We start from the raw sequence: 21,534 nt of genomic DNA, 5'->3' as shown, positions 1-21,534 counted from the left end.
GGGCGGCAGTTGTCTTTTGTCTGGGTTTTACATCACACTCACAGGCGCCATCTCCCCCCAAACGCCGCCCCGCTGGACATCGCGCCCGCAACGGCCTTGACGTTGCTTTGAAAAATCGGAAGGGTGAGCCGCGGCATGCGTACAGTCTGGGGCGCATGTGAACCGGGGGAATGAGTTGACGCGGTCTTCGTCACCGGCTGCCTCCGTCGATCACGGCCTGCCCCACACGCCGCCTCACTGACGATCAGCTACTGGGGGTAGCAACCACATGACGAAGAAGACGCGGATCCGGGTCGCGCGGATAGCCGCCGGCGCCGTGATCGCGGCCGGTGCGTCGCTGACCGCCGCCGGCGCGGCGTCCGCTCTGGACCTCGATGTCCAGGCGGGCCCGATCAGCCTGGGCGTGAGCGGCGTCGGCGCCTCCGACGGCGGCACCGACGGCGAGACCGACGGCGGCTGCCCGATCGGCATCTGCACCGACGGCGGGACCACCACCGACGGCGGCACGACCGACGGCGGCACGACCGACGGCGGCACGACCGACGGCGGGACCACCATCGGCGGCACCGTCACCACCGGGGGGACCACCGACGGCGGTTCGACCGACGGCGGGACCACCGATGGGGGGACCACCGACGGCGGCACCGACACCGCCGGCGGTTCGACCGACGGTGGCAGCGCCGACGGTGGCAGCACCGACGGCGGTACGACCGACGGCGGCACGGTCACCACCGGTGGTTCGACCAACGGCGGTTCGACCGACGGTGGTTCGACCACGGGCGGTTCCACCGACGGCGGTTCGACCACCGGCGGTTCGACCAACGGTGGTTCGGCCACGGGCGGTTCCACCGACGGCGGTTCGACCACCGGCGGTTCCACCGACGGCGGCACCTCCGGCGGCGACAGCGGCACCTCCGGCGGCTCGGGCAGCACGGGCGGCTCGGGCAGCACCGGCGGTTCCGGTGACGGCGGGAGCGGCACCGGCGGCAACCACACCATCCCCGACGGCGGCAACCACGACGTCCCGCAGGACGAGGGCTCCGCGACCCTCACCGACACCGGCTCCGACACCACGGTCCAGGGCGGTGACAAGCAGCTCGCCGAGACCGGTGCCGGTCAGACCGCGTTCCTGCTCGTCGGCGCCGCGACGATGATCGCCGGTGGTATCGGCTTCCGCGTCCTGCCGCGCCTGGTCAGCGGCCGGGGCGGCGCCACCGCCTGACCGTAGCCACGCGGTCACCCACCGCACGCACGGCACGCACGTAAGGGCCCGGAGCCAGGCGCTCCGGGCCCTTACGACGCTTGCGCGCCCTCCGGCGTCTCCCACGCGTCCGCGCCCCCGCCGGGCGCTCCCGCGGGCTTCCTACGCGGTCTGGTGCGCCAGCAGCGCCACCGCGGCGATGAGCACCGCCAGCAGCGCTATCAGCGCCATCGGGTTCAGCCCCGCGAGGAAACCCTCCTGCTGGAGACGCTCGCGGTTGGCACGGCACACCGGGCACCGGCCCTCGCTCACGGGCGCCGCACAATTCGCGCACACCAACCGGTCGTACGTCATGCGCTCGCCCTCCTTGCACCGGCCATCACATGTAGAACGCTGACGGGAACGGATACGTTCCCCTTCGTTCCCCATCCACTGTGCCAGGTTCCCGCGCGGCGTGCGCGGGGCCCCGGGAAGCGGCCGCGGGGAAACGGCGCGCGCGGGCAGCCGGTACAAAAACGTACATCTCTTGCCCAACCTCAGCCTGCGACTGCACTTGCACACCGGGTTCGCGTATGGTCACGCTCATCTACCCCCGGCGACCCGTGGTGCATCCGTGATCCGATTCGACAACGTCTCCAAGGTCTACCCCAAGCAGACCCACCCCGCACTCAGGGATGTCTCCCTGGAGGTGGAGAAGGGCGAGTTCGTCTTCCTCGTGGGGTCCTCCGGCTCCGGGAAGTCGACCTTCCTGCGGCTCGTCCTGCGCGAGGAGCGGTGCAGCCACGGCCAGGTGCACGTGTTGGGCAAGGACCTCGCGCGCCTGTCCAACTGGAAGGTGCCGCAGATGCGCCGCCAGCTGGGCACGGTCTTCCAGGACTTCCGGCTGCTGCCCAACAAGACGGTCGCGGAGAACGTGGCCTTCGCGCAGGAGGTCATCGGCAAGTCACGCGGCGAGATCCGCAAATCCGTGCCGCAGGTCCTCGACCTGGTCGGGCTCGGCGGCAAGGAGGACCGCAGACCGGGCGAGCTGTCCGGTGGCGAGCAGCAGCGCGTGGCCATCGCGCGCGCGTTCGTCAACCGGCCGAAGCTGCTGATCGCCGACGAACCCACCGGCAACCTCGACCCGCAGACCTCCGTCGGCATCATGAAGCTGCTCGACCGGATCAACCGGACGGGCACCACCGTCATCATGGCGACGCACGACCAGAACATCGTGGACCAGATGCGCAAGCGCGTCATCGAGCTGGAGAAGGGCCGCCTCGTCCGCGACCAGGCCCGCGGCGTCTACGGCTACCAGCACTGACCGCCCCCAGTTCCCGAAAGGCCTGAAGAACCCGCCATGCGCGCCCAGTTCGTCCTGTCGGAGATCGGTGTCGGTCTCCGCCGCAACCTGACGATGACCTTCGCCGTCATCGTCTCCGTCGCCCTCTCCCTGGCCCTCTTCGGCGGCTCGCTGCTGATGAGCGACCAGGTCAGCACCATGAAGGGCTACTGGTACGACAAGGTCAACGTCTCGATCTTCCTGTGCAACAAGCACGACGCGGAGAACGACGTGCACTGCGCCAAGGGCGCCGTCACCGAGGACCAGAAGAAGCAGATCCTCGTGGACCTGAAGAAGATGCCCGTCGTCGAGAACGTGACCCACGAGTCGCAGGACGAGGCGTACAAGCACTACAAGGAGCAGTTCGGCAACTCCCCGCTGGCCGGCTCGCTCACGCCGGACCAGATGCAGGAGTCGTACCGGATCAAGCTCAAGGACCCGCAGAAGTACCAGGTGATCGCCACCGCGTTCAACGGGCGGGACGGCGTGCAGTCGGTGCAGGACCAGAAGGGCATCCTGGACAACCTCTTCCAGCTGCTCAACCTGATGAACCGCGGCGCGCTCGGGGTGATGGCGATGATGCTGATCGTCGCCCTGCTGCTGATCGTCAACACCGTGCGCGTCTCCGCGTTCAGCCGTCGGCGCGAGACCGGCATCATGCGCCTGGTCGGCGCCTCTGGCTTCTACATCCAGGCGCCCTTCATCGCCGAGGCCGCGGTCGCCGGCCTCATCGGCGGCGGCCTCGCCTGTGTCGGCCTCGTGGTCGGCCGGTACTTCACCATCGACCACGGCATGGACCTCTCCCACAAGCTCACGCTCATCAACTTCGTCGGCTGGGACGCGGTGTTGACCAAGCTGCCGCTGATCCTCGCGACCAGCGTGCTGATGCCGTCACTTGCGGCGTTCTTCGCCCTGCGCAAGTACCTGAAGGTGTGACGCATGCCAAGAAGGGCCGTACGGGCATCCGCCCGTACGGCCCTTCGCGTTGTCCTAGACTCACCGCCATGTCAGGCCGTGACCCGTTCTGTCAGCCCCGCCGCAGGCGCCGCGGGGCCGCCCTGGCATTGGTCTTCACCGGCGTCCTGGCCGCCTGCGCCGCCACCGGCTCCTTCCCGGAGGCCGGTCCCGCGCACCGGCCCGCCGCCGGGCCGGCGGGACCGGCCACCCGGCACGAGGCCGTCCAGCGGGCCGCCGCCGAGGCGATGGCCGACGGCAAGTCCCCGATGGAGGCCGCCGAACGCGCCGTGAGCCGCAGCGGGGACCGGTGGGGCGCGGTCTACTCCGAGGGCGAGTACGAGGAGTTCCAGGAGGCCCTCGACGGCCGCTACACCGGTGTGGGGCTGTCCGCGCGGCGGGAGCCCGACGGCCGGATCGAGGTGACCGGGGTGCAGCCCGGCTCGCCCGCCTCCGAGGCCGGGATCCACGCCGGCGACCGGCTGCGCAGCGTCGACGGCAGCAGGGTCGACGGCCGGCCGGTCACCGAGGTGGTCTCCCTGCTGCGCGGGGACGCCCCGGCCGCGCACGCGCAGGACGCCCCGGCCGGTACGACGGTCAGGCTCGGCCTCCAGCGGGGCGCGCGCGCGTGGACCGAGTCCCTGCGCCGGGCCCGGCTGTCCACCCGCTCCGTGACCGCGCGCCGGTTGCCCGGCGGGGTCACCGTCGTCCGGATCGCCGCGTTCACCAAGGGCTCCGCCGACGCGGTCCAAGAGGCCCTGCGCGCCGCCCCGGCCGACGGCGGGACCATCCTCGACCTGCGGGGCAACTCCGGCGGCCTGGTCACCGAGGCGGTGGACACCGCCTCCGGTTTCCTGGACGGCGGCCTGGTCGCCACCTACGACGTCGACGGCGTCCAGCGCGCCCTGCACGCCCGCACCGGCGGCGACACCGCCCGGCCCCTGGTCGTCCTCGTCGACGGCGGCACCATGAGCGCGGCCGAGCTGCTCACCGGCGCCCTCCAGGACCGGGGCCGCGCGGTCGTGATCGGCTCCCGCACCTTCGGCAAGGGCTCCGTGCAGATGCCGACCGAGCTGCCCGACGGCTCGGTGGCCGAGCTGACCGTCGGCCACTACCGCACTCCCTCGGGACACGCCGTCGACGGCCGGGGCATCACCCCGGACCTGGAGGCGGGCCCGGAGGCCCTCGGGCGGGCGGAGACGGTCCTCACCGGCCTGGGCGACCCGTCGTAGCCACGCGGGGCGGCCCGGGCTGCGCGGCCACCTGTAATCGGCTGTACTCACACCCCCTGGGTGGTGCGAAAATGGGCGGCACTATGAGCAAGGGAATGTACGTACCGAAGGAGTCCCAGCCCAAGCAGGGCGGCGGGGCCGCCAAGGCCAGGGACGGCGAGAAGGGCGGCAAGCGCAAGATCGTCGCCCAGAACAAGAAGGCCAGGCACGACTACGCGATCATCGACACCTTCGAGGCCGGGATCGTGCTCATGGGCACGGAGGTCAAGTCGCTGCGCGAAGGACGAAGCTCGCTGACCGACGGCTTCGTCCAGGTCGACCGGGGTGAGGCGTGGCTCCACAACGCCCACATCCCCGAGTATCACCAGGGCAGCTGGACCAACCACTCCGCGCGCCGCAAGCGCAAGCTGCTCCTGCACCGTGAGGAGATCGACAAGCTGGAGTCGAAGTCCCAGGAGACGGGACACACGATCGTGCCGCTCGCCATCTACTTCAAGGACGGCCGGGCGAAGGCCGAGATCGCTCTCGCGCGGGGCAAGAAGGAGTACGACAAGCGGCAGACGCTGCGGGAGCAGCAGGACCGGCGGGAGTCGGACCGGGCGATCGCGGCGGCGAAGCGCAGGCAGCGCGGCGTCTAGCCGGCCGGCCGCCGGGAATGGGCTGGCATCGTCGGGCGTTGGTCACGTACGATGGCAGTGCACTCCACAGAGGGTGCGCGAACCCCTCCTCGGAGGGGATTGAAAAAACAACATGGGGATGATCGGTTTCGACAGCGGCTGTCGAAGCAGGGGAAGCGTGTCGAGGAAGCGGCAATGATCTCGTAAACCATATGTCGCAAAAAATAATCGCCAACACCAAGCGCGATTCCTTCGCCCTCGCTGCCTAAGTAGCGATTCGCGAAGTGTCAGCCCGGGGCTGTTCCCGACCCGGATCCTGGCATCAGCTAGGGAACTAAACCTTGATCCCGGTCACGGGGTGAAGAGGGAAACCAAACAGTGACTGAGCCCGTCGGAGACTTGTCCGCGTGATCTCCGGGGCCGAGAAAATCGCAGCGGACTGCACACGGAGAAGCCCTGATTCCGCACCGTTGGACGCGGGTTCGATTCCCGCCATCTCCACGCGATCGGGAGGCCCCCGGGCCTCCCACCTCCCATGTGGGCGAAGGCCCCGCCGCATCAGCGGCGGGGCCTTCGTCTTGCCCGCCCGCGCCGGGCGGAACGGGCGTCCCGCTCAGGCCGGCGGCGTCTCCTCCCAGCCCCCGTCCCCGCCCGCGGTCTCGCCGAGGAGACCCGGATCGGGCAGCTCGCCCTCGACGGGGACGACGGTCATGAAGTGCGTTCCGATGCTGAGCCGCAGCCGTGGGCTGAGCTCCACCGTCACGAGCGACTTGGTGCGCTCCACCACGCCGCGGAACGCCTCCAGCGCGGGCTGGGGCACGACCAGGCGCTCGCCGTGCTGCGGGACGGAGAAGGTCTCGGTCCCGGGCGACAGCCGGCCGCGTGTCCCGCCGGAGCGGTGGGGGGAGCGCAGCGGCCGGCGGACCCCCGGGTACAGGGCGGCGTACAGGCCGGCGAAGGTGTTGAGGTGTCCCAGCCCGGCCGCCGTCAGCCGGCAGACGCAGACGCCGTCGATCTGCCGCTGCTCGACCAGATGCGGCGGCAGGCGCGCGGCGTCGGCGGCCAGCAGCCTCGTCACCGCCCACAGCCCGCCCTCGGCGCGGGACGCGTACGCCTCCACGTTGAGCAGGTCCACGAGCAACTGCCAGTACGTGGACGGCTGGGCGTTGCGGTGGAACTGTTCCAGCCGGGGGGCTATGCGGCCCAGCTCCCGGGCGTAGACCTGGTTCCAGCGGGCGAGGGCCAGCTGGGCGTTGGCCTGCCGGTCCCGGTCGGTGTCGAAGTCGGCGATGACCCGTTCCCGCTCCGCCCGTACGTGCGTCTGCCGCAGCTCGCCCAGCTCGTAGGTCAGGACGCGTCGGGTGCGCTGTACGGGCCGGCCGTAGGCGGTGGCCAGCTCGATCAGGTCCGGGTCGTCGGGCGCCGGTCCCTTCCACGGCCCCGGGGCGGGCACGTACCGCTCGGCGAGGGTCTCGATCAGCTCAGCGGCCCGCTCCTGGCGCCGGCGGACCGCCGGGGTGCGGTTGACCGCGCGCTCCAGGGTGGCCCGCGAGATGGCGAACAGGGCCGCCACCTGGTCGAGGAAGCGGGGGCGCCGGCTGGGCACGATGCCCTCGTTCTCGAACCGCCGGTAGTTCTTGGGCGACACCCCGAGCTGCTCCACCACGTCCCGAGCCCGCAGACCGCAGGCGCGCCGCACGTCGGCGATGTCCCAGGACGCGTGGCGCTGGTGGTTCATCAGCGTGGAGGGGTGGGTGCCCAGCGCCCGGGCGAGAGCGCGCACCCGGGGCGGATCTGGCACTCGGTGCCCGTTCTCGTAGGCGAGGATCTGCGCCTTGGTGGTGCCGACCTCCCGTGCCAGCTCCTCCGCCGTCAGGGCGACCGCGCCGGGACGCGCGTAGATGTTCATGCGGAGCGCGCGCAGCTCCGATGGGCTGAAATCGGCCAGACCCCGTGCCATGAGCGTGCTCATCCTCCTCGGGAGGACCACTTTAGGGGTACCATTTCCGGGCCACGACCGTTTCACATCGTCAGGCGGCGGGCGCAACTCACCTGGGCCGCTTTGCTTTTAGGCGGCTGAACCGGTGGATGCGCGCGCCGAAATGCGCGAGGTTGGACGACGTCGGCCGCAGGTTGTCACTGTGGTCCACGTAGCTCGGTGGTGAAAGTGGCCCTGGCCCCCACGGTGTACACGCCGTTGGCGGGGGCACAGGGCCGGCGTGTGGGAGCGAGACTCCGAAGGTCCCCTGTTGGCGCAGGGGGCCTTTCGCCGTCAGAAGATGTTCTCCAGCTGGTGTCGCAGCCAGGCACCCAGTGCCTGGAGCGCCAGCCAACCGAAGATCTTCCGGGCGGTCTTCCGGTTGTCACGCCCGCCGCCATTGGGCGGGTCCTCCACGCGCACACCTCCTCTCGGTCGCGGGGCGATCGGCCCCGATCGGACGAGCCGATCGCGAAGTGCGCCGCGAGAGACGATGTTGGGATGAGCCTACCGGGTCACACGTGCGACACAGGCCCAGTTGTGGGCGCGTCGGACCCCAACTCCCTTCGTAAATGTCTACTTGACGATCAGTTGCTTGTTCGGCTGTCCTGCCGGACGGCGGGGTGGCCGGCCGACTCACCGGTAGGTCCCGTCGGTCGTTCACAGTTGTCGCAGTTCACAGCCGCTACGGGTGGGCCGGGGCGGTCTCGCCGGTAGGGACTGTGGCTACAGCGGCTTCGAGTTGCCTGTGTTTCCGGTCGTAGAAGAAAGCCGATCGTATGGGATCGGTCACATTCGTAACGATCCGCTTAACCCACATCGCCGACCGTAAATCGACGCTCAGGTGAGCGTCCGCCGGTCCGGGGCCCTGTCGCGGCGCGTGAGCCGGCCCGCCGCCTCCGTGCCCGTGCCGACGAACAGCGCCAGCGTGGCCGCCGCTGCCGGCACGGTGAAGGCGGTGACGGGGGAGAGGTGTTCCGCTGCCCAGCCGCCCGCGGCCGAACCGCAGGCGACACCGGTGAGCAGCCCGGTCACCATCAGGCTCATGCCCTCGTTGAGGCGGCCGGCCGGGGTGCGCCGCTGCACCAGCGTCATCGCCGTCACCATGGTCGGCGCGGTCGCCATGCCGGCCGGCAGCAGCGCCCCCGCCAGCACCGGCAGCGACCCGGTGAACGCGGCGGCCGACCACGGCAGGACCATCAGCGCGGCCATCGCCGCCAGGCACCGGGTCAGCCGCGGCACGGCCGGCTTCCGCGCCCCGTACACCAGCCCCGCCCCGCACGACCCCGCCGCCTGGAGCGCGAGCACGGCACCGGCCGCCGCGCGATGCCCCTGCGCGTCGGCGTACGCGATCGTGACGACCTCCATCGCGCCGAACACCGCGCCGGTGGCGGTGAAACAGACCAGCAGCGGCGCGATCCCCGGGCTGCGCAGCGGGGACGGCGCCCTGGACCGGCCCACCGGCGGCGGCTCGGTCGCCCGCTGCGCGGTGAACACCAGCATGCCGGCGAGGAGCAGCACCGCCCCGGCGAGCGTGCCCGCCTCAGGGAAGAACGTGCCGGTCAGAAAGGAGGCCAGCACCGGGCCGAGCATGAAGCACAGCTCGTCGGCGGCCTGTTCGAAGGAGTTCGCGGTATGCAGCGCGTCCGGTTCGTCGCGCAGCAGATGGGCCCAGCGGGCGCGGGACAGGCCGCCGATGTTCGGGGTGGCCGCGGTGCCGGCGTAGGCGGCGAACAGGGTCCAGTCGGGGGCGTCACAGCGGACGCACAGCAGCAGGGCGAGGCTGGCGAGCACGGAGACGAGCGTGGCCGGCAGCGCGGTACGGGCCTGCCCGTACCGGTCGACGAGCCGGGCGAGCCAGGGCCCGGCCAGCCCGGTCGCCGCGAGACCGGTGGCGGTGACGGCGCCGGCGAGGGCGTACGAACCCCGGGAACCGGCGATCATCACGACCGCGCTCACGCTGAACATGCCCATGGGAAGGCGGGCGAGCAGGTTCCCGGCGGTGAAGGCGCGGGCACCGGGGAGGGCGAGGAGACGGCGGTATCCGGTGGGCGGCGGCCCCTCCCGGCGTATCCGGCCGTCGACGGTGGTCTGTTGCGGCATGCCACCACGGTCGCCCCGGAGCGGAGCAGCGGTCCAACACCTTCCGGGTGCCGATTCACGCACCGGCGTTGTAGGTTCCGCCCATGCCCGCCCCCGCTCCCGCAGACCCGCGCCTGCTGCGTTCCTTCGTCGCCGTCGCCGAGGAACTGCATTTCACCCGGGCCGCTGCCCGCCTCTACGTCGCCCAGCAGGCGCTGAGCCGGGACGTACGGCGGCTGGAACGGGAGCTGGGCGCCGAGCTGTTCGTGCGGACCACCCGGCAGGTCACGCTGACCGCGGACGGCGAGCGCCTGCTGCCGCTCGCGCGCCGCGTCCTCGCCGCCCAGGACGACCTGCTGGCCGCGTTCGCCCCCGGCCAGGCCCGCCCGCTGCTCGTCGACCTCAACAGCCCCGGCCTGGTCACCGGCCGCCGGGTGCTGCACCGGGCCAGGCAACTCGCCCCCGACTGCGAACTGATGGCCCGCTACGAGAGCGGCCTCACGGGCGCCGCCGCCGATCTGCTGGCCGGCCGGCTGGACGTGTCCTTCGGCCGGTTCGCGGGGCTGGACCCGGCGCTGCGGGCCGGCCTGGAGCAGCAGCCGGTGCGGTACGAGCCGATGGCCGTCGTCCTGCCCGTCGATCACCCGCTGGCCGCGCTGGCCCGGGTGCCGGTGGGCGCGCTGGCCGGGGAGGCGGTGTACGCCGGTGCCGGGAACCCGCGCACCCGGGAGTGGACCGACCTGGCCCGGCAGCTCTTCGAGGGCCGGGGGATCCGGCTCGCCCCGCCCCTCCCGCTGGCCGTCGGCGACGAGGAGTTCGGGCGGATCATGGCCAAGACCCGCGCCCCGGTGCTGGCCGTCCTGGACTTCCCGCCCATGCCCGGCACGGTACGGCGGCCCCTCGTCGGCCCCGTCCCGTTGTCGCCCGTCTCCCTGGTCTGGCGCAGGGGGCTGGTGCATCCCGCACTGGCCGCGCTGCGCCGGGCGGGGGCCGAGATCGCCCGGGCCGAGGGCTGGCTGCGGCGTCCCGGCGACGGCTGGATCCCCACCGCCGACGAGGACGTGATGAACGCCCGCCCCTGACGGCCCCGCGCCGTGGGACGGCTCGCGGGCCGCCCTACTCCGGGTGGGCCACCGCCTCCTTCTGGAGCTGGACCGCCGTCAGCAGGCTCAGCTGCGGCTCGGCCCGGCGCAGCGCCTTCAGCGCGGCGATCGAGGCGATGTCGCCGGTGAAGCCGGCGTCCGCCAGCCGGGAGCGGACCCAGCGGGCCCGCACCTGCCCCTCGGTGGCATCGGCGGTTGCGGCGACGGCGGCGAGCGCGCGTTCCAGCCCCGGGCGTTCCTCGGGCGACGCCCCGGCCAGCGCCTCCCGCAGGGCCGCGGTGACGAGGTCCGAGTCCCGGATGACCAGCACGCCGTCTTGTTTCCTGTCGAATCCCGCGAATCCCATCATGAGGACGATGATGCGGGCACGGGCCGCGCTCCCCAAGCCACTTGAGCAGTTCCAGAGCCTGGACGCCGGTCTCCGGACCCTCGGCCCGCCGCGCACGGTGCCTACGCGTCCGCGTACTTCGCGTCCGCCGCCGGGTCCAGTGCCAGGCGGTAGCCCCGCTTCACCACCGTCTGGATCAGCTTCGGCGCGCCCAGGGCCGTGCGCAGGCGGGCCATGGCCGTCTCCACGGCGTGTTCGTCGCGGCCCGTGCCGGGCAGGGCGCGCAGCAGGTCGGCGCGCGGGACCACCCAGCCGGGGCGGCGGGCCAGGGCGCGCAGCAGGGACATGCCGGCCGGGGGTACGGGCCGCAGGTCGCCGTCAACCAGGACCGCATGGCCGCGGATCTCCACCCGGTGGCCGGCCACGGGCAACGCGCGGGCGCGGGAGGGGAGTTCCTGGCACAGCAGCTGGACGAGGGGGCCGAGGCGGAAACGCTCCGGCTGGACCGTGTCCACTCCGTGGGCCTGGAGGGGGATCGCGGTGACCGGGCCCACACAGGCCGGCAGGACATCGTGGGCCAGGGCCGCCAGCAGCTCGTCCAGCAGGCCGCGGTCCTCCGCGCGGGAGAGGAGGGAGGCCGCGGCGGGGGCGCTGGTGAAGGTCAGGGCGTCCACACCGCGGGTGACGGCCGCGTCCAGGAGGCGGTCCAGGGGGCTGATGTCCTCGGGGGGCATCCAGCGGTACACCGGGACCGGGACCACGTCCGCACCCGCGGCGCGCAGCGACTCCACGAAGCCGGGCAGCGGCTCCCCGTGCAGCTGTACGGCGACCCGGTGCCCGTCGACGCCCTCCTCCAGGAGGCGGTCGAGCACCTCGGCCAGGGACTCCGAGGAGGGCGACCACTCCTCCGTGAGACCGGCCGCCCGGATGGCCCCCTTGACCTTGGGGCCGCGGGCCAGCAGCCGTACCCCGCGCAGCCGGCCGAGGAGCTGTTCTCCCAGGCCCCAGCCGTCGGCGGCCTCGACCCAGCCGCGGAAGCCGATCGCGGTGGTGGCCACCACCACGTCCGGCGCGTGGCCGATGATCTCCTTCGTGGCGGCGAGCAGTTCGCCGTCGTCGGCGAGCGGCACGATCCGCAGGGCGGGGGCGTGCACGACGGCGGCGCCGCGCCGCCGGAGCAGGGCGCCCAGCTCGTCGGCGCGGCGCGCGGCGGTGACGCCCACGGTGAACCCGGCGAGGGGACCGTGCTCGGATTGCTGCTCTTCGTCGTCCATGGGGCTCTCCTAGCTGACCGGCACGCCGACCGAGCCTGTCAACGGTGCGTGACGGGCTCGGTTCGGCTCCGTGTCGCCGGTGTTACGTCACACCTCGGCGTAGCCGAGCTGGGCCTTCTCCGGTGAAGCCGCTGCCGTCGCCGGAACCTGCCCGGCCGTGCGTCGAAGGTATACGGCCCAGGTGAGTGCGAAGCAGGCGCCGTAGAAGACGAGGAAGGCGACGAACGCGCCGGTGCCGGAGCCGGAGGAGAGGAAGGACTGCCGGAAGGCGAGGTTGATGCCGACTCCGCCGAGCGCGCCGACCGCGCCGATCAGGCCCATGGAGGCGCCGGACAGCCGCCGGCCCTCGGCGACGGCCGCCTCGCCCTCCAGGCCCTGGGCCAGGGCCTTGGCCTGGAAGATGCCCGGGATCATCTTGTACGTCGACCCGTTCCCGAGGCCGCTGAGCACGAACAGGACGACGAACACGGACACGAACAGCGGCAGCGACTGCCGCATGCTGGCGGCCACGAGGACGGCGGTGGCGGCGGCCATGCCGACGTAGTTCCACAGGGTGATGCGGGCGCCGCCGTACCGGTCGGCGAGCCGGCCGCCGACGGGGCGCACGAGGGAGCCGAGCAGCGGTCCGACGAACGTGAGGTACGCCGCCTGGAGCGGGGTCCGGCCGAACTGGATCGTCAGCACCTGGCCGAACGCGAAGCTGTAGCCGATGAACGAGCCGAACGTGCCGACGTACAGGAACGCCATGATCCAGGTGTGGGCGTCCTTCGCCGCGTCCCTGGCCGCGCCGGTGTCGTTGCGCACCGACGCCAGGTTGTCCATGAACAGCGCGGCGAGCACGGCGGCCACGACGATCAGCGGGATGTAGATCCCGAGCAGCACGCGCGGGCCGCCGCTCGCGCCGATGACGGCGAGCGCCACGAGCTGGATGACGGGCACGCCGATGTTGCCGCCGCCGGCGTTCAGGCCCAGCGCCCAGCCCTTCTTCCTGAGCGGGAAGAAGGCGTTGATGTTGGTCATCGAGGAGGCGAAGTTGCCGCCGCCGATGCCGGTCAGCAGGCCCACCAGGAGGAAGGTGGAGAAGGACGTCCCCGGTTCCATCACCCAGAACGCGGCGACCGTCGGGACGAGCAGGAGAGCGGCCGAGATCACCGTCCAGTTCCGGCCGCCGAAGACGGCGACGGCGAAGGTGTACGGCACGCGGGCGACCGCGCCCACCAGGGTGACCATCGAGGTCAGCAGGAACTTGTCGGCGGGAGTGAGCCCGTACTCGGGCCCCATGAACAGCACCAGCACCGACCACAGGGTCCACACGGAGAACCCGATGTGCTCGCAGAGCACGGAGAACCACAGGTTGCGGCGCGCGATCCGCTCCCCGGTCGCCGCCCAGAATCCCTCGTCCTCCGGATCCCAGCGATCGATCCAGCGGCCACTGCGACGGGTTGGGACTGGGGCTGTCATCGCGCCTCCACGGTGCTCCGGCTGCTCGGTCTGCCGACCACTGACTGAGCCCGAAGGTAGGGAGGCCGGGTTTCCGGCCTGTGGCTGTGGGTGACCGGAAGGGAACGTTGCTCTCACTCGCCCGCCCGGCGGTCCGTGAGGCGGCCGGTCCGGGCGCCCTCAGCCGCGGAGGGCGGCGTCGAGGTCGCGCATGATCGCACCCACGCGTCCGCCACCGGCCGGCGCACCGGGCAACCGGCCGAGCACCACGGCAACGGCAGCGGGCACCCCCCGCCCCACCGAACCCCGGCCGTCCGCGACGGGTCCTGCGGCGCGGGCGACAGGGAGGTCGTCCGTGGCTGCCGGTCCTGCGGCGCGTACGTCCGGGCGGTCGGCGGCCACCGGTTCCACGGCGCGTGCGTCCCGGGCGTCAGTGGCTGTGGCGTCTGCGGCGCCGATGCGTGCGTCCGCGCTGTCCGCGGCTGCCGGTTCCCGGGCGCCGAGGCGTGCGGTGGGGGCGTTCGCGGCTGCCGCCTCTGCGGTGCCGGCGCGGGTGTTCCGGCCGGTGGTGGCTGTCGCTCCCGGGGCGCCGGCGCGGGCGTTCGCGGCGTCCGTGGCTGCCAGTTCTTCCGCCCGGATCGCGTGCGCCGCCGCGCCCAGTATGTGGCGGACCTGGTGAGCGCTTGCCCTGGGGTGCAGGAAGGCGGCGCCGGCCGCGTGGCTCGCCGCCCGTGCCGCCTCGGCCGCCGCGGGCGAGGCGGCCTCCCGCGCGGCCCGGTACGCCGCCCAAGCGCTCTGCCGCAGCGCCGCCGTGCGCCGGCCGCCCGCCGCGAAGGCGCGGGCCGCGTCGATGGCCTCGCGAGGACGCGGATCGCCCGGGACGCTCTCCTCGAAGAGCGCCAGGACGCCGAACGCGCAGTCCGCGGCGTAACCCGCGATCTCCCGCAGCTCGCGTGCGCTCAGCTCGATCGTGGCCGGTCCGGCCGGTCCGTTCGGTTCCGTGGACATGGCCCGATCCTGCCGCGGCCCGCCAGCCCGGCGCCAGGACGGAATCGGGGCGCCGGCGGTGACGCGAACCGGACGCGGGGGGTTCCGGCGCCCCCCGCGGGCGGGCACTGTGTGAGGAGGGGACGGAACGGTCCCCCAGCATGCTCGCGCATGGCTCCGCGCGGTTCCTGCCTAGGCGGTGACTGGCACATGGCACTCGGTGGCGCCACGCCCCCGTACGAGCTGCGGTTCGACGCCGGGCGGGTGTGTCTGGACCTCCTCGCCACCACGCATCCGGTCGAACGGCTGGACGGGACGGGCCCGTTGTGCGCGTGGATCATCGGCGTGGGGATCGTGCCGGCCGGTACGGCGCTGGACCACGCCGACGCCTCCTGGCCGACCGGGTTCCGGGAACTGCGCGGGAGCATAGGGACGTTGGTGCGGGAGCCGCAGGCCGGGGGCACGGCGTCGTACGGGCGTGCGCTGCGGCGGGTGAACGAGGCCGCAGGGGTCGCGGTCCCGGTCGTCGTCGCCGTACGGGGGAGGGACGGCGGCCTCGTACGGGAGCTGGCCGCGCCGCCCGGCTGTGCCGCGCTGCTCGCCGTCGTGGCCCGGGACGCCGTCGAGCTGCTCACCGACCCCGTGGCGAGAGCCGCCGTGCGCGAGTGCGAGGGGGACACCTGCCCCCTGGTGTACCTCGACACCTCCCGTGGGCGCCGTCGCCGCTGGTGCTCCAGCGAGGTGTGCGGGAACCGGGAGCGGGTGGCCCGGCACCGGCGGCGGACGGCGCCGGCGCGGACCTGAGGGGCCGGACGCGCCCCGGACCTGGAGTGATTTGCGCAACACCAGGTTTTAGTTGCCGTATACACGGTCATCCTCGGGCCGTTTCGGCGATGTGCCGTAAATGTAAAGATCAGCTGGTGGGAATGTGCACCCATGTCCCGCTCGTCACGTCACTCCAGGGAAATCTGTCACTCCGGTTTGAACACCGGGCCGCCCCTGTCCGTACGGGTGGGCGAGCGACCGACTGGGGGAACCCCCGGACACCGGAGGTGGGCGTGCGCAAGGATGCGGCCGTGGCCAATGAACGTGGATCGAGGGCCCGACATCGCATGTCCTCACAGCCCTCGGAACCTGACGAGGAGCTGATGCGTGCCCTGTACCGGGAGCACGCCGGACCTCTCCTCGCGTACGTCCTGCGACTGGTCGCCGGCGATCGGCAGCGTGCCGAGGACGTCGTGCAGGAGACGCTCATCCGTGCCTGGAAGAACGCCGGTCAGCTCAATCGGGCGACCGGTTCGGTACGCCCCTGGCTGGTGACGGTCGCGCGCCGCATCGTCATCGACGGCCATCGCAGCCGGCAGGCCCGGCCGCAGGAGGTCGATCCGTCGCCGCTGGAGGTCATCCCCGCGGAGGACGAGATCGACAAGGCGCTGTGGCTGATGACGTTGTCGGACGCGCTCGACGACCTGACCCCGGCCCACCGGGAGGTCCTCGTCGAGACGTACTTCAAGGGGCGTACGGTCAACGAGGCGGCCGAGACACTGGGCATTCCGAGCGGCACGGTCCGCTCCCGGGTGTTCTACGCCCTGCGGTCGATGAAGCTGGCACTGGAGGAGCGGGGGGTGACGGCGTGATGAGCAACGGCTACGGGGGAATGCCAGGATTCGGACCGGGTGGTCCGGGTATGTCTGGCCCCATGAACCCCAGGCAGGGATCTTCGGTGCCGAGCGAGCACGAGACCGTCGGCGCCTACGCCCTCGGGATTCTCGACGACGTCGAGGCAACCGCTTTCGAGGCGCATCTCGCCGGCTGCGAGTGGTGCGCCCAGCAGCTCGACGAGCTGGCCGGGATGGAACCGATGCTGGCCGCGCTCGCGGACCTGCCCGGCTCCGGCAGCACGCCCGCGATCGGTGAGTCGCTGTCCGCCCGGCCCAGCCCGCGGCTGGCGGAGAAGCTGGTGGACGAGGTCGCCGAGCGGCGCGCCCAGAAGCGCCGGCGCAGCTTCTACATGGTCGCGGCGGCGGCCGCGCTGATCATCGCCGGACCGCTGGCCGCCGTGGCCGTGAACGGCGGCTCGGACAGCGGCCGGCAGGTCACCGCGACGCCCGCCCAGGCGACCTTCGAGACCATGTCCGACAAGAAGTCGGCCACGGACCCGTCGACCTCGGTCAGCGCGACCGTCGGCATGGCCCGCAAGGACTGGGGCACGCAGGCGGTCCTGGAGCTGAAGAACGTCAAGGGCCCGCTGAAGTGCTCCCTGGTGCTCGTCGCCAAGAACGGGCAGCGCGTGACCATGTCGTCGTGGTCGGTCCCGAACTGGGGGTACGGCATCCCGGGCGCGAAGACCGAGGAGTCCAAGAAGCCGCTCTACATCGGCGGGGCCGCGGCCTTCCAGCCGAACGAGATCGACCACTTCGAGATCGTGACCTTCGAGGGCAAGAAGCTCGTGCAGGTCGACGCCTAGGCGTCGCGGCGGGCTCGGTGAGCCCCTTCTTTCCGGCGTTCCCGGGTGATCCGGGGGCGCCGGACCGACGTGCCGTAGCCTGCGCCCGCTCCCTTCGCGTACGGTTGACGGCTGCCCAGCACGTCAGAAGGGGGCCCGGTGGCCGCTCAGGTTCAGCAGTCCGCGGTCGGCTCGGTACAGGACGCACGCGATTCCGTCCGCGACCGGGAGATCAGCGTCGAACAGGAACACCTGGACCGGGTGTACCGGCGGCTCGAGGAGAAGATCCACGAGGCCGAGTTCCTGATGCACGACGCGGCCCAGCGGGGCCAGGTCGGCACGCCCGGCGCGCTCGCCGAGCGCGACGCGCAGGTGTTCCGGGCCGGTGTCCATCTCAACCGGCTCAACAACGAGTTCGAGGACTTCCTCTTCGGCCGCATCGACCTGCTGCCCGGCAGGGACGGAAAGAAGGGGCCCGACGGCGCGTACACCGCGGTGGAGCCCGCCGAGGGCGCGGTGCGCGAGGACAACACCGCCGACATCGCCGAGACCCTGCACATCGGGCGCATCGGTGTGCTGGACGCGGACTACTCCCCGCTGGTCATCGACTGGCGCGCACCCGCCGCCGCGCCCTTCTACCGGGCCACCCCCGTGGAGCCGGGACGGGTCGTGCGGCGCCGGGTCATCCGGTCCAGGGGGCGCCGGGTGCTGGGGGTCGAGGACGACCTCATGCGCCCGGAGCTGACGGCGTACCTGGGCGGTGACGAGCTGCCCGTCATCGGGGACGGCGCCCTCATGGCCGCCCTCGGCCAGGCCCGCGGCCACACCATGCGGGACATCGTCTCCTCCATCCAGGCCGAGCAGGACCTGGTCATCCGCGCCCCCGCCGCCTCCGTCACCTACGTCGAGGGCGGGCCGGGCACCGGGAAGACCGCCGTCGCCCTGCACCGCGCCGCCTACCTGCTCTACCAGGACCGGCGCCGGTACGCGGGCGGCATCCTGATCGTCTCGCCGACCCCGCTGCTCGTCGCCTACACCGAGGGCGTGCTGCCCTCGCTCGGCGAGGAGGGCCAGGTCGCCGTCCGTGCGATCGGTTCACTGGTCGACGGCGCGGAGGCCACGCTGTACGACTCCCCGGCCGTGGCCCGCGCCAAGGGCTCGTACCGGATGCTGAAGGTGCTGCGGAAGGCGGCCCGGGGCGCCCTGGAGCTGGGGTCCGGCGCCCCGGCGGGGCAGCTCGCCCTGGACGACGACGCCGACGACGCCGGGAGTGCCGGGGCGGGCCCGGCCGGCGGTCCGCCCACCCGTCTGCGGGTGGTCGCCTTCGGGCGCCGGATCGAGCTGGAGGCCGGCGAGCTGGACCGCATCCGCCGTACCGTTCTCGGTGGCACCGCGCCCGTCAACCTGCTCCGTCCGCGCGCCCGCAGACTGCTCCTGGACGCCCTGTGGGCGAGATCCGGCGCCGCCGGCCGGCACGCCGACCCCGAACTGGCCGCCGAACTGCGCTCCTCCTTCGACGAGGACGTCAGCACGGAGGACAGCTTCCTCGGCTTCCTCGACGCCTGGTGGCCCGAGCTGACCCCGAAGGCCGTGCTCGCCGCCATGGCCGACGAGAAGCGGCTCGGCCGCTGGGCCCGGCGGATCCTCAACCCCGGCGAGGTCCGCAAGGTCGCCCGCGCCCTGCGGCGCGACGGCCACTCGGTGCACGACATCGCCCTGCTCGACGAGCTCCAGGCGATCCTCGGCGCGCCGGCCCGGCCGCGCAGGAAGCGCGAGCTGGACCCGCTGGACCAGCTCACCGGCCTGGAGGAGCTGATGCCGGTGCGTGCGGAGTCGCAGTGGGAGCGCGCCGAGCGCCTGGCGCAGGAGCGCACCGAGTACGCGCACGTCATCGTGGACGAGGCGCAGGACCTCACGCCGATGCAGTGGCGCATGGTCGGCCGCCGCGGCCGGCACGCCACCTGGACGGTGGTCGGGGATCCGGCTCAGTCGTCCTGGTCCGACCCGGACGAGGCGGCCGAGGCCCGCGACGAGGCCCTGGGCACCCGGCCCCGGCGCCGTTTCCAGCTCACGGTGAACTACCGCAACCCGGCGGAGATCGCCGAGCTGGCGGCCAGGGTGCTGGCCCTGGCCATGCCGGGTGCCGAGGCGCCGACCGCCGTGCGGTCCACCGGCGTCGAGCCCCGCTTCACCGTCGTACGCGACTCCCTCGAGCGGACCGTGCGGGCCGAGGCGGAACGGTTGCTCGCGCTGGTGGACGGCACGGTCGGCGTGGTCGTCGCGATGAACCGGCGCGAGGAGGCCCGGCGCTGGCTGGCCGGGCTCGGCGACCGGGTGGTGGCGCTGGGCAGCCTGGAGGCCAAGGGCCTGGAGTACGACGCGACGGTGGTCGTCTCGCCCGCGGAGATCGCCGACGAGTCGCCGGCGGGACTGCGTGTGCTGTACGTGGCGCTGACCAGGGCCACCCAGCAGCTGACGGTGGTGTCGGGGGAGCGGGACGAGCCGGACGGGGCGGGGGTCCCGGACCTCCTCAGGGACTGAGCGGAGAGGTTTTCCGGTGAACTCGGCGCAGCAGGAATGGTCCCGGGCAACTCTTTGTTAGCCTTGACGTGGCACCGGCCCGATCCAAGCCCCCGGGCCCAACCTTCGTCGCTACGAGCGACCACTTGCCGCGAGGCGAGCATGGCGGGTCGGTGTCATGAACGTGGGAGGCCCACGTCACGGAAGTGACGTGGGCCTCTTTCCTTGCCCGAGTAACTCTCGTATGGTGGAAGTCGTTTTCCGAAAACGAGCAGCTGTCGATCGGGTCCGTGAACACAACGTCCGCAATCCAGGGCGACTACCACGTACTGATCGGTAGGTGCGACGATCGGACGGCACAACTAGCGACACGGTGAAAGCAGAGGAAGTCGGCCATGGCAACGGCGCCCAGCGTCTCCTACTCGATGACGATCCGGCTGGAGGTGCCCGCGAGCGGAACCGCCGTCTCGCAGCTCACCAACGTCGTGGAGTCCTCCGGAGGCTCGGTGACCGGCCTCGACGTCACCGCGTCCGGTCACGAGAAGCTCCGTATCGACGTCACCATCGCGGCCACCTCCACGGCCCACGCGGAGGAGATCGTCGAGAAGCTGCGGGGCATCGAGGGCGTCACGCTGGGCAAGGTCTCGGACCGTACGTTCCTCATGCACCTCGGCGGCAAGATCGAGATGGCGTCGAAGCACCCCATCCGCAACCGTGACGACCTGTCCATGGTCTACACGCCGGGTGTCGCCCGCGTCTGCATGGCCATCGCCGAGAACCCCGAGGACGCCCGCCGTCTCACCATCAAGCGCAACTCCGTTGCGGTCGTGACGGACGGCTCCGCCGTGCTCGGCCTCGGCAACATCGGCCCCATGGCCGCGCTGCCCGTCATGGAGGGCAAGGCGGCCCTCTTCAAGCGCTTCGCCGGTATCGACGCCTGGCCGATCTGCCTGGACACCCAGGACTCCGACGCCATCGTGGAGATCGTCAAGGCGATCGCCCCCGGCTTCGCCGGCATCAACCTCGAGGACATCTCCGCCCCCCGCTGCTTCGAGATCGAGGCCCGGCTGCGCGAGGCCCTGGACATCCCCGTCTTCCACGACGACCAGCACGGCACCGCCATCGTCGTCCTCGCCGCCCTGACCAACGCACTGCGCGTCACGGACAAGGCCATCGGGAGCATCCGGGTGGTCATGTCCGGCGCCGGCGCGGCCGGTACGGCGATCCTCAAGCTGCTGATCGCCGCCGGCGTGAAGAACGCCGTCGTCGCCGACATCCACGGTGTCGTCCACGCGGGCCGCGAGGACCTGGTGGACGCCCCGGCCGACTCGCCGCTGCGCTGGATCGCCGACAACACCAACCCCGAGGGCCTCACCGGCACCCTGAAGGAGGCCGTGCGCGGCGCCGACGTCTTCATCGGCGTCTCCGCCCCGAACGTCCTGGACGGCGACGACGTGGCCGCCATGGCCGACGGCGCCATCGTGTTCGCGCTCGCGAACCCGGATCCCGAGGTGGAGCCCGCGATCGCCCGCCAGACGGCCGCCGTCGTGGCCACCGGCCGCTCCGACTTCCCCAACCAGATCAACAACGTGCTGGTCTTCCCGGGTGTCTTCCGCGGCCTGCTGGACGCGCAGTCCCGTACGGTGAACACCGAGATGATGCTGGCCGCCGCGAAGGCGCTGGCCGACGTCGTCAGCGAGGACGAGCTGAACCCGAACTACATCGTCCCCAGCGTCTTCAACGACAAGGTCGCGGGCGCCGTCGCCGGCGCGGTCCGCGAGGCCGCCAAGGCGGCCGGCGCAACGGCCTAGACACGGCGCACGGCTCGGTGCGCGGGGCTGTGAGCATCACCACGGCGGCCCCCCGCACCGGCGCGTCGTGGAACCGACCGATGCCGGGCGCACTCTAGGGTGACGGCCGAGCAGGCGCTTTTCGTGTGACTCCCCAGGGTGTTCTCACGACTCCTACGGGTGCCGGATTGGCTTTCCCGCCGCAGGTAGGGGCAGGATGCGTCCCTGGGCGCGAGCGCATCGGCATCGCAGTGCCTCGGG

The 21,534-nt window shown here is 72.2% G+C and carries 19 protein-coding genes and 1 other RNA gene; 12 read left to right on the top strand and 8 right to left on the bottom strand.

Going from position 1 to position 21,534, the window contains the following annotated elements; all coding sequences use genetic code 11:
* Positions 1–268: 268 nt before the first annotated feature.
* Entirely contained in the window at positions 269–1,222 is a 954-nt protein-coding gene (locus AB0F03_RS14670; RefSeq protein WP_361990704.1) for a hypothetical protein, read from the top strand.
* A gap of 141 nt (positions 1,223–1,363) precedes the next feature.
* Here the strand turns inward: AB0F03_RS14670 and AB0F03_RS14665 are convergent, their stop codons facing one another.
* Positions 1,364–1,555, bottom strand: coding sequence for a hypothetical protein (locus AB0F03_RS14665; RefSeq protein ID WP_100826534.1), 192 nt, complete (start codon positions 1,553–1,555; stop codon positions 1,364–1,366).
* 259 nt (positions 1,556–1,814) lie between these two features.
* Here AB0F03_RS14665 and ftsE point away from each other — a divergent pair, with 259 nt between their 5' ends.
* The 5 genes from ftsE (at position 1,815) to ssrA (ending at position 5,829) form a co-directional block, all read left to right on the top strand.
* Positions 1,815–2,504 carry a cell division ATP-binding protein FtsE gene (gene ftsE, locus AB0F03_RS14660; protein ID WP_121788490.1) on the top strand — a complete coding sequence of 230 codons (690 nt, stop codon included), beginning with the start codon at positions 1,815–1,817 and terminating at the stop codon, positions 2,502–2,504.
* 36 nt (positions 2,505–2,540) lie between these two features.
* The gene (gene ftsX / locus AB0F03_RS14655) at positions 2,541–3,458 is read left to right on the top strand and encodes a permease-like cell division protein FtsX (RefSeq protein WP_356823910.1); all 918 of its coding nucleotides are present in this window, start codon (positions 2,541–2,543) and stop codon (positions 3,456–3,458) included.
* A gap of 68 nt (positions 3,459–3,526) precedes the next feature.
* Positions 3,527–4,708, top strand: a complete 1,182-nt coding sequence (locus AB0F03_RS14650) for a S41 family peptidase (RefSeq protein WP_361990699.1) — start codon at positions 3,527–3,529, stop codon at positions 4,706–4,708.
* A gap of 95 nt (positions 4,709–4,803) precedes the next feature.
* Positions 4,804–5,346 carry an SsrA-binding protein SmpB gene (smpB, locus tag AB0F03_RS14645; protein ID WP_361990856.1) on the top strand — a complete coding sequence of 181 codons (543 nt, stop codon included), beginning with the start codon at positions 4,804–4,806 and terminating at the stop codon, positions 5,344–5,346.
* Between the two features lie 114 nt (positions 5,347–5,460).
* Positions 5,461–5,829: a transfer-messenger RNA gene (ssrA, locus tag AB0F03_RS14640) on the top strand.
* A 109-nt stretch (positions 5,830–5,938) separates the two neighbouring features.
* On the opposite strand, the gene AB0F03_RS14635 is transcribed toward ssrA, so the two are convergent.
* The 3 genes from AB0F03_RS14635 to AB0F03_RS14625 form a co-directional block, all read right to left on the bottom strand.
* Positions 5,939–7,285, bottom strand: coding sequence for a helix-turn-helix transcriptional regulator (locus AB0F03_RS14635; protein ID WP_361990696.1), 1,347 nt, complete (start codon positions 7,283–7,285; stop codon positions 5,939–5,941).
* Between the two features lie 312 nt (positions 7,286–7,597).
* A complete protein-coding gene (locus AB0F03_RS14630) occupies positions 7,598–7,720 on the bottom strand; it encodes a hypothetical protein (protein ID WP_361990694.1) in 123 nt (40 codons plus the stop codon).
* Between the two features lie 423 nt (positions 7,721–8,143).
* A complete protein-coding gene (locus AB0F03_RS14625) occupies positions 8,144–9,406 on the bottom strand; it encodes an MFS transporter (protein WP_361990691.1) in 1,263 nt (420 codons plus the stop codon).
* A gap of 83 nt (positions 9,407–9,489) precedes the next feature.
* Here AB0F03_RS14625 and AB0F03_RS14620 point away from each other — a divergent pair, with 83 nt between their 5' ends.
* Positions 9,490–10,467, top strand: a complete 978-nt coding sequence (locus AB0F03_RS14620) for a LysR family transcriptional regulator (RefSeq protein WP_361990688.1) — start codon at positions 9,490–9,492, stop codon at positions 10,465–10,467.
* A gap of 34 nt (positions 10,468–10,501) precedes the next feature.
* On the opposite strand, the gene AB0F03_RS14615 is transcribed toward AB0F03_RS14620, so the two are convergent.
* The 4 genes from AB0F03_RS14615 to AB0F03_RS14600 form a co-directional block, all read right to left on the bottom strand.
* Positions 10,502–10,837 (bottom strand): hypothetical protein, encoded by a 336-nt coding sequence (locus AB0F03_RS14615; protein WP_361990685.1) that lies wholly within the window; start codon positions 10,835–10,837, stop codon positions 10,502–10,504.
* Between the two features lie 101 nt (positions 10,838–10,938).
* Complete coding sequence (locus AB0F03_RS14610; RefSeq protein WP_361990682.1) at positions 10,939–12,090, bottom strand: uroporphyrinogen-III synthase; 1,152 nt, start codon at positions 12,088–12,090, stop codon at positions 10,939–10,941.
* 87 nt (positions 12,091–12,177) lie between these two features.
* Complete coding sequence (locus tag AB0F03_RS14605; protein WP_361990679.1) at positions 12,178–13,551, bottom strand: nitrate/nitrite transporter; 1,374 nt, start codon at positions 13,549–13,551, stop codon at positions 12,178–12,180.
* Between the two features lie 159 nt (positions 13,552–13,710).
* Positions 13,711–14,538 (bottom strand): putative immunity protein, encoded by an 828-nt coding sequence (locus AB0F03_RS14600; RefSeq protein WP_361990676.1) that lies wholly within the window; start codon positions 14,536–14,538, stop codon positions 13,711–13,713.
* Positions 14,539–14,727: 189 nt separating this feature from the next.
* On the opposite strand from AB0F03_RS14600, the gene AB0F03_RS14595 reads away from it, so the two are divergent.
* From AB0F03_RS14595 to AB0F03_RS14575, 5 genes are all read left to right on the top strand, one after another.
* Complete coding sequence (locus AB0F03_RS14595; protein WP_361990673.1) at positions 14,728–15,321, top strand: ABATE domain-containing protein; 594 nt, start codon at positions 14,728–14,730, stop codon at positions 15,319–15,321.
* Between the two features lie 248 nt (positions 15,322–15,569).
* Positions 15,570–16,154, top strand: coding sequence for a sigma-70 family RNA polymerase sigma factor (locus tag AB0F03_RS14590; RefSeq protein WP_030167252.1), 585 nt, complete (start codon positions 15,570–15,572; stop codon positions 16,152–16,154).
* Positions 16,155–16,216: 62 nt separating this feature from the next.
* Positions 16,217–16,984, top strand: a complete 768-nt coding sequence (locus tag AB0F03_RS14585; protein WP_361990670.1) for a zf-HC2 domain-containing protein — start codon at positions 16,217–16,219, stop codon at positions 16,982–16,984.
* A gap of 138 nt (positions 16,985–17,122) precedes the next feature.
* A complete protein-coding gene (locus AB0F03_RS14580) occupies positions 17,123–19,504 on the top strand; it encodes a UvrD-helicase domain-containing protein (RefSeq protein ID WP_361990667.1) in 2,382 nt (793 codons plus the stop codon).
* Between the two features lie 374 nt (positions 19,505–19,878).
* Positions 19,879–21,294: an NAD-dependent malic enzyme gene (locus AB0F03_RS14575; protein ID WP_361990664.1), complete on the top strand. Its 1,416-nt coding sequence runs from the start codon at positions 19,879–19,881 to the stop codon at positions 21,292–21,294.
* Positions 21,295–21,534: the final 240 nt, after the last annotated feature.

It is taken from the genome of Streptomyces sp. NPDC028722, from assembly GCF_040637655.1.
Taxonomy (GTDB): Bacteria; Actinomycetota; Actinomycetes; order Streptomycetales; family Streptomycetaceae; genus Streptomyces.
Note: the sequence above shows the minus strand (reverse complement) of the source record. Positions and strands in the feature narration are given on the sequence as shown.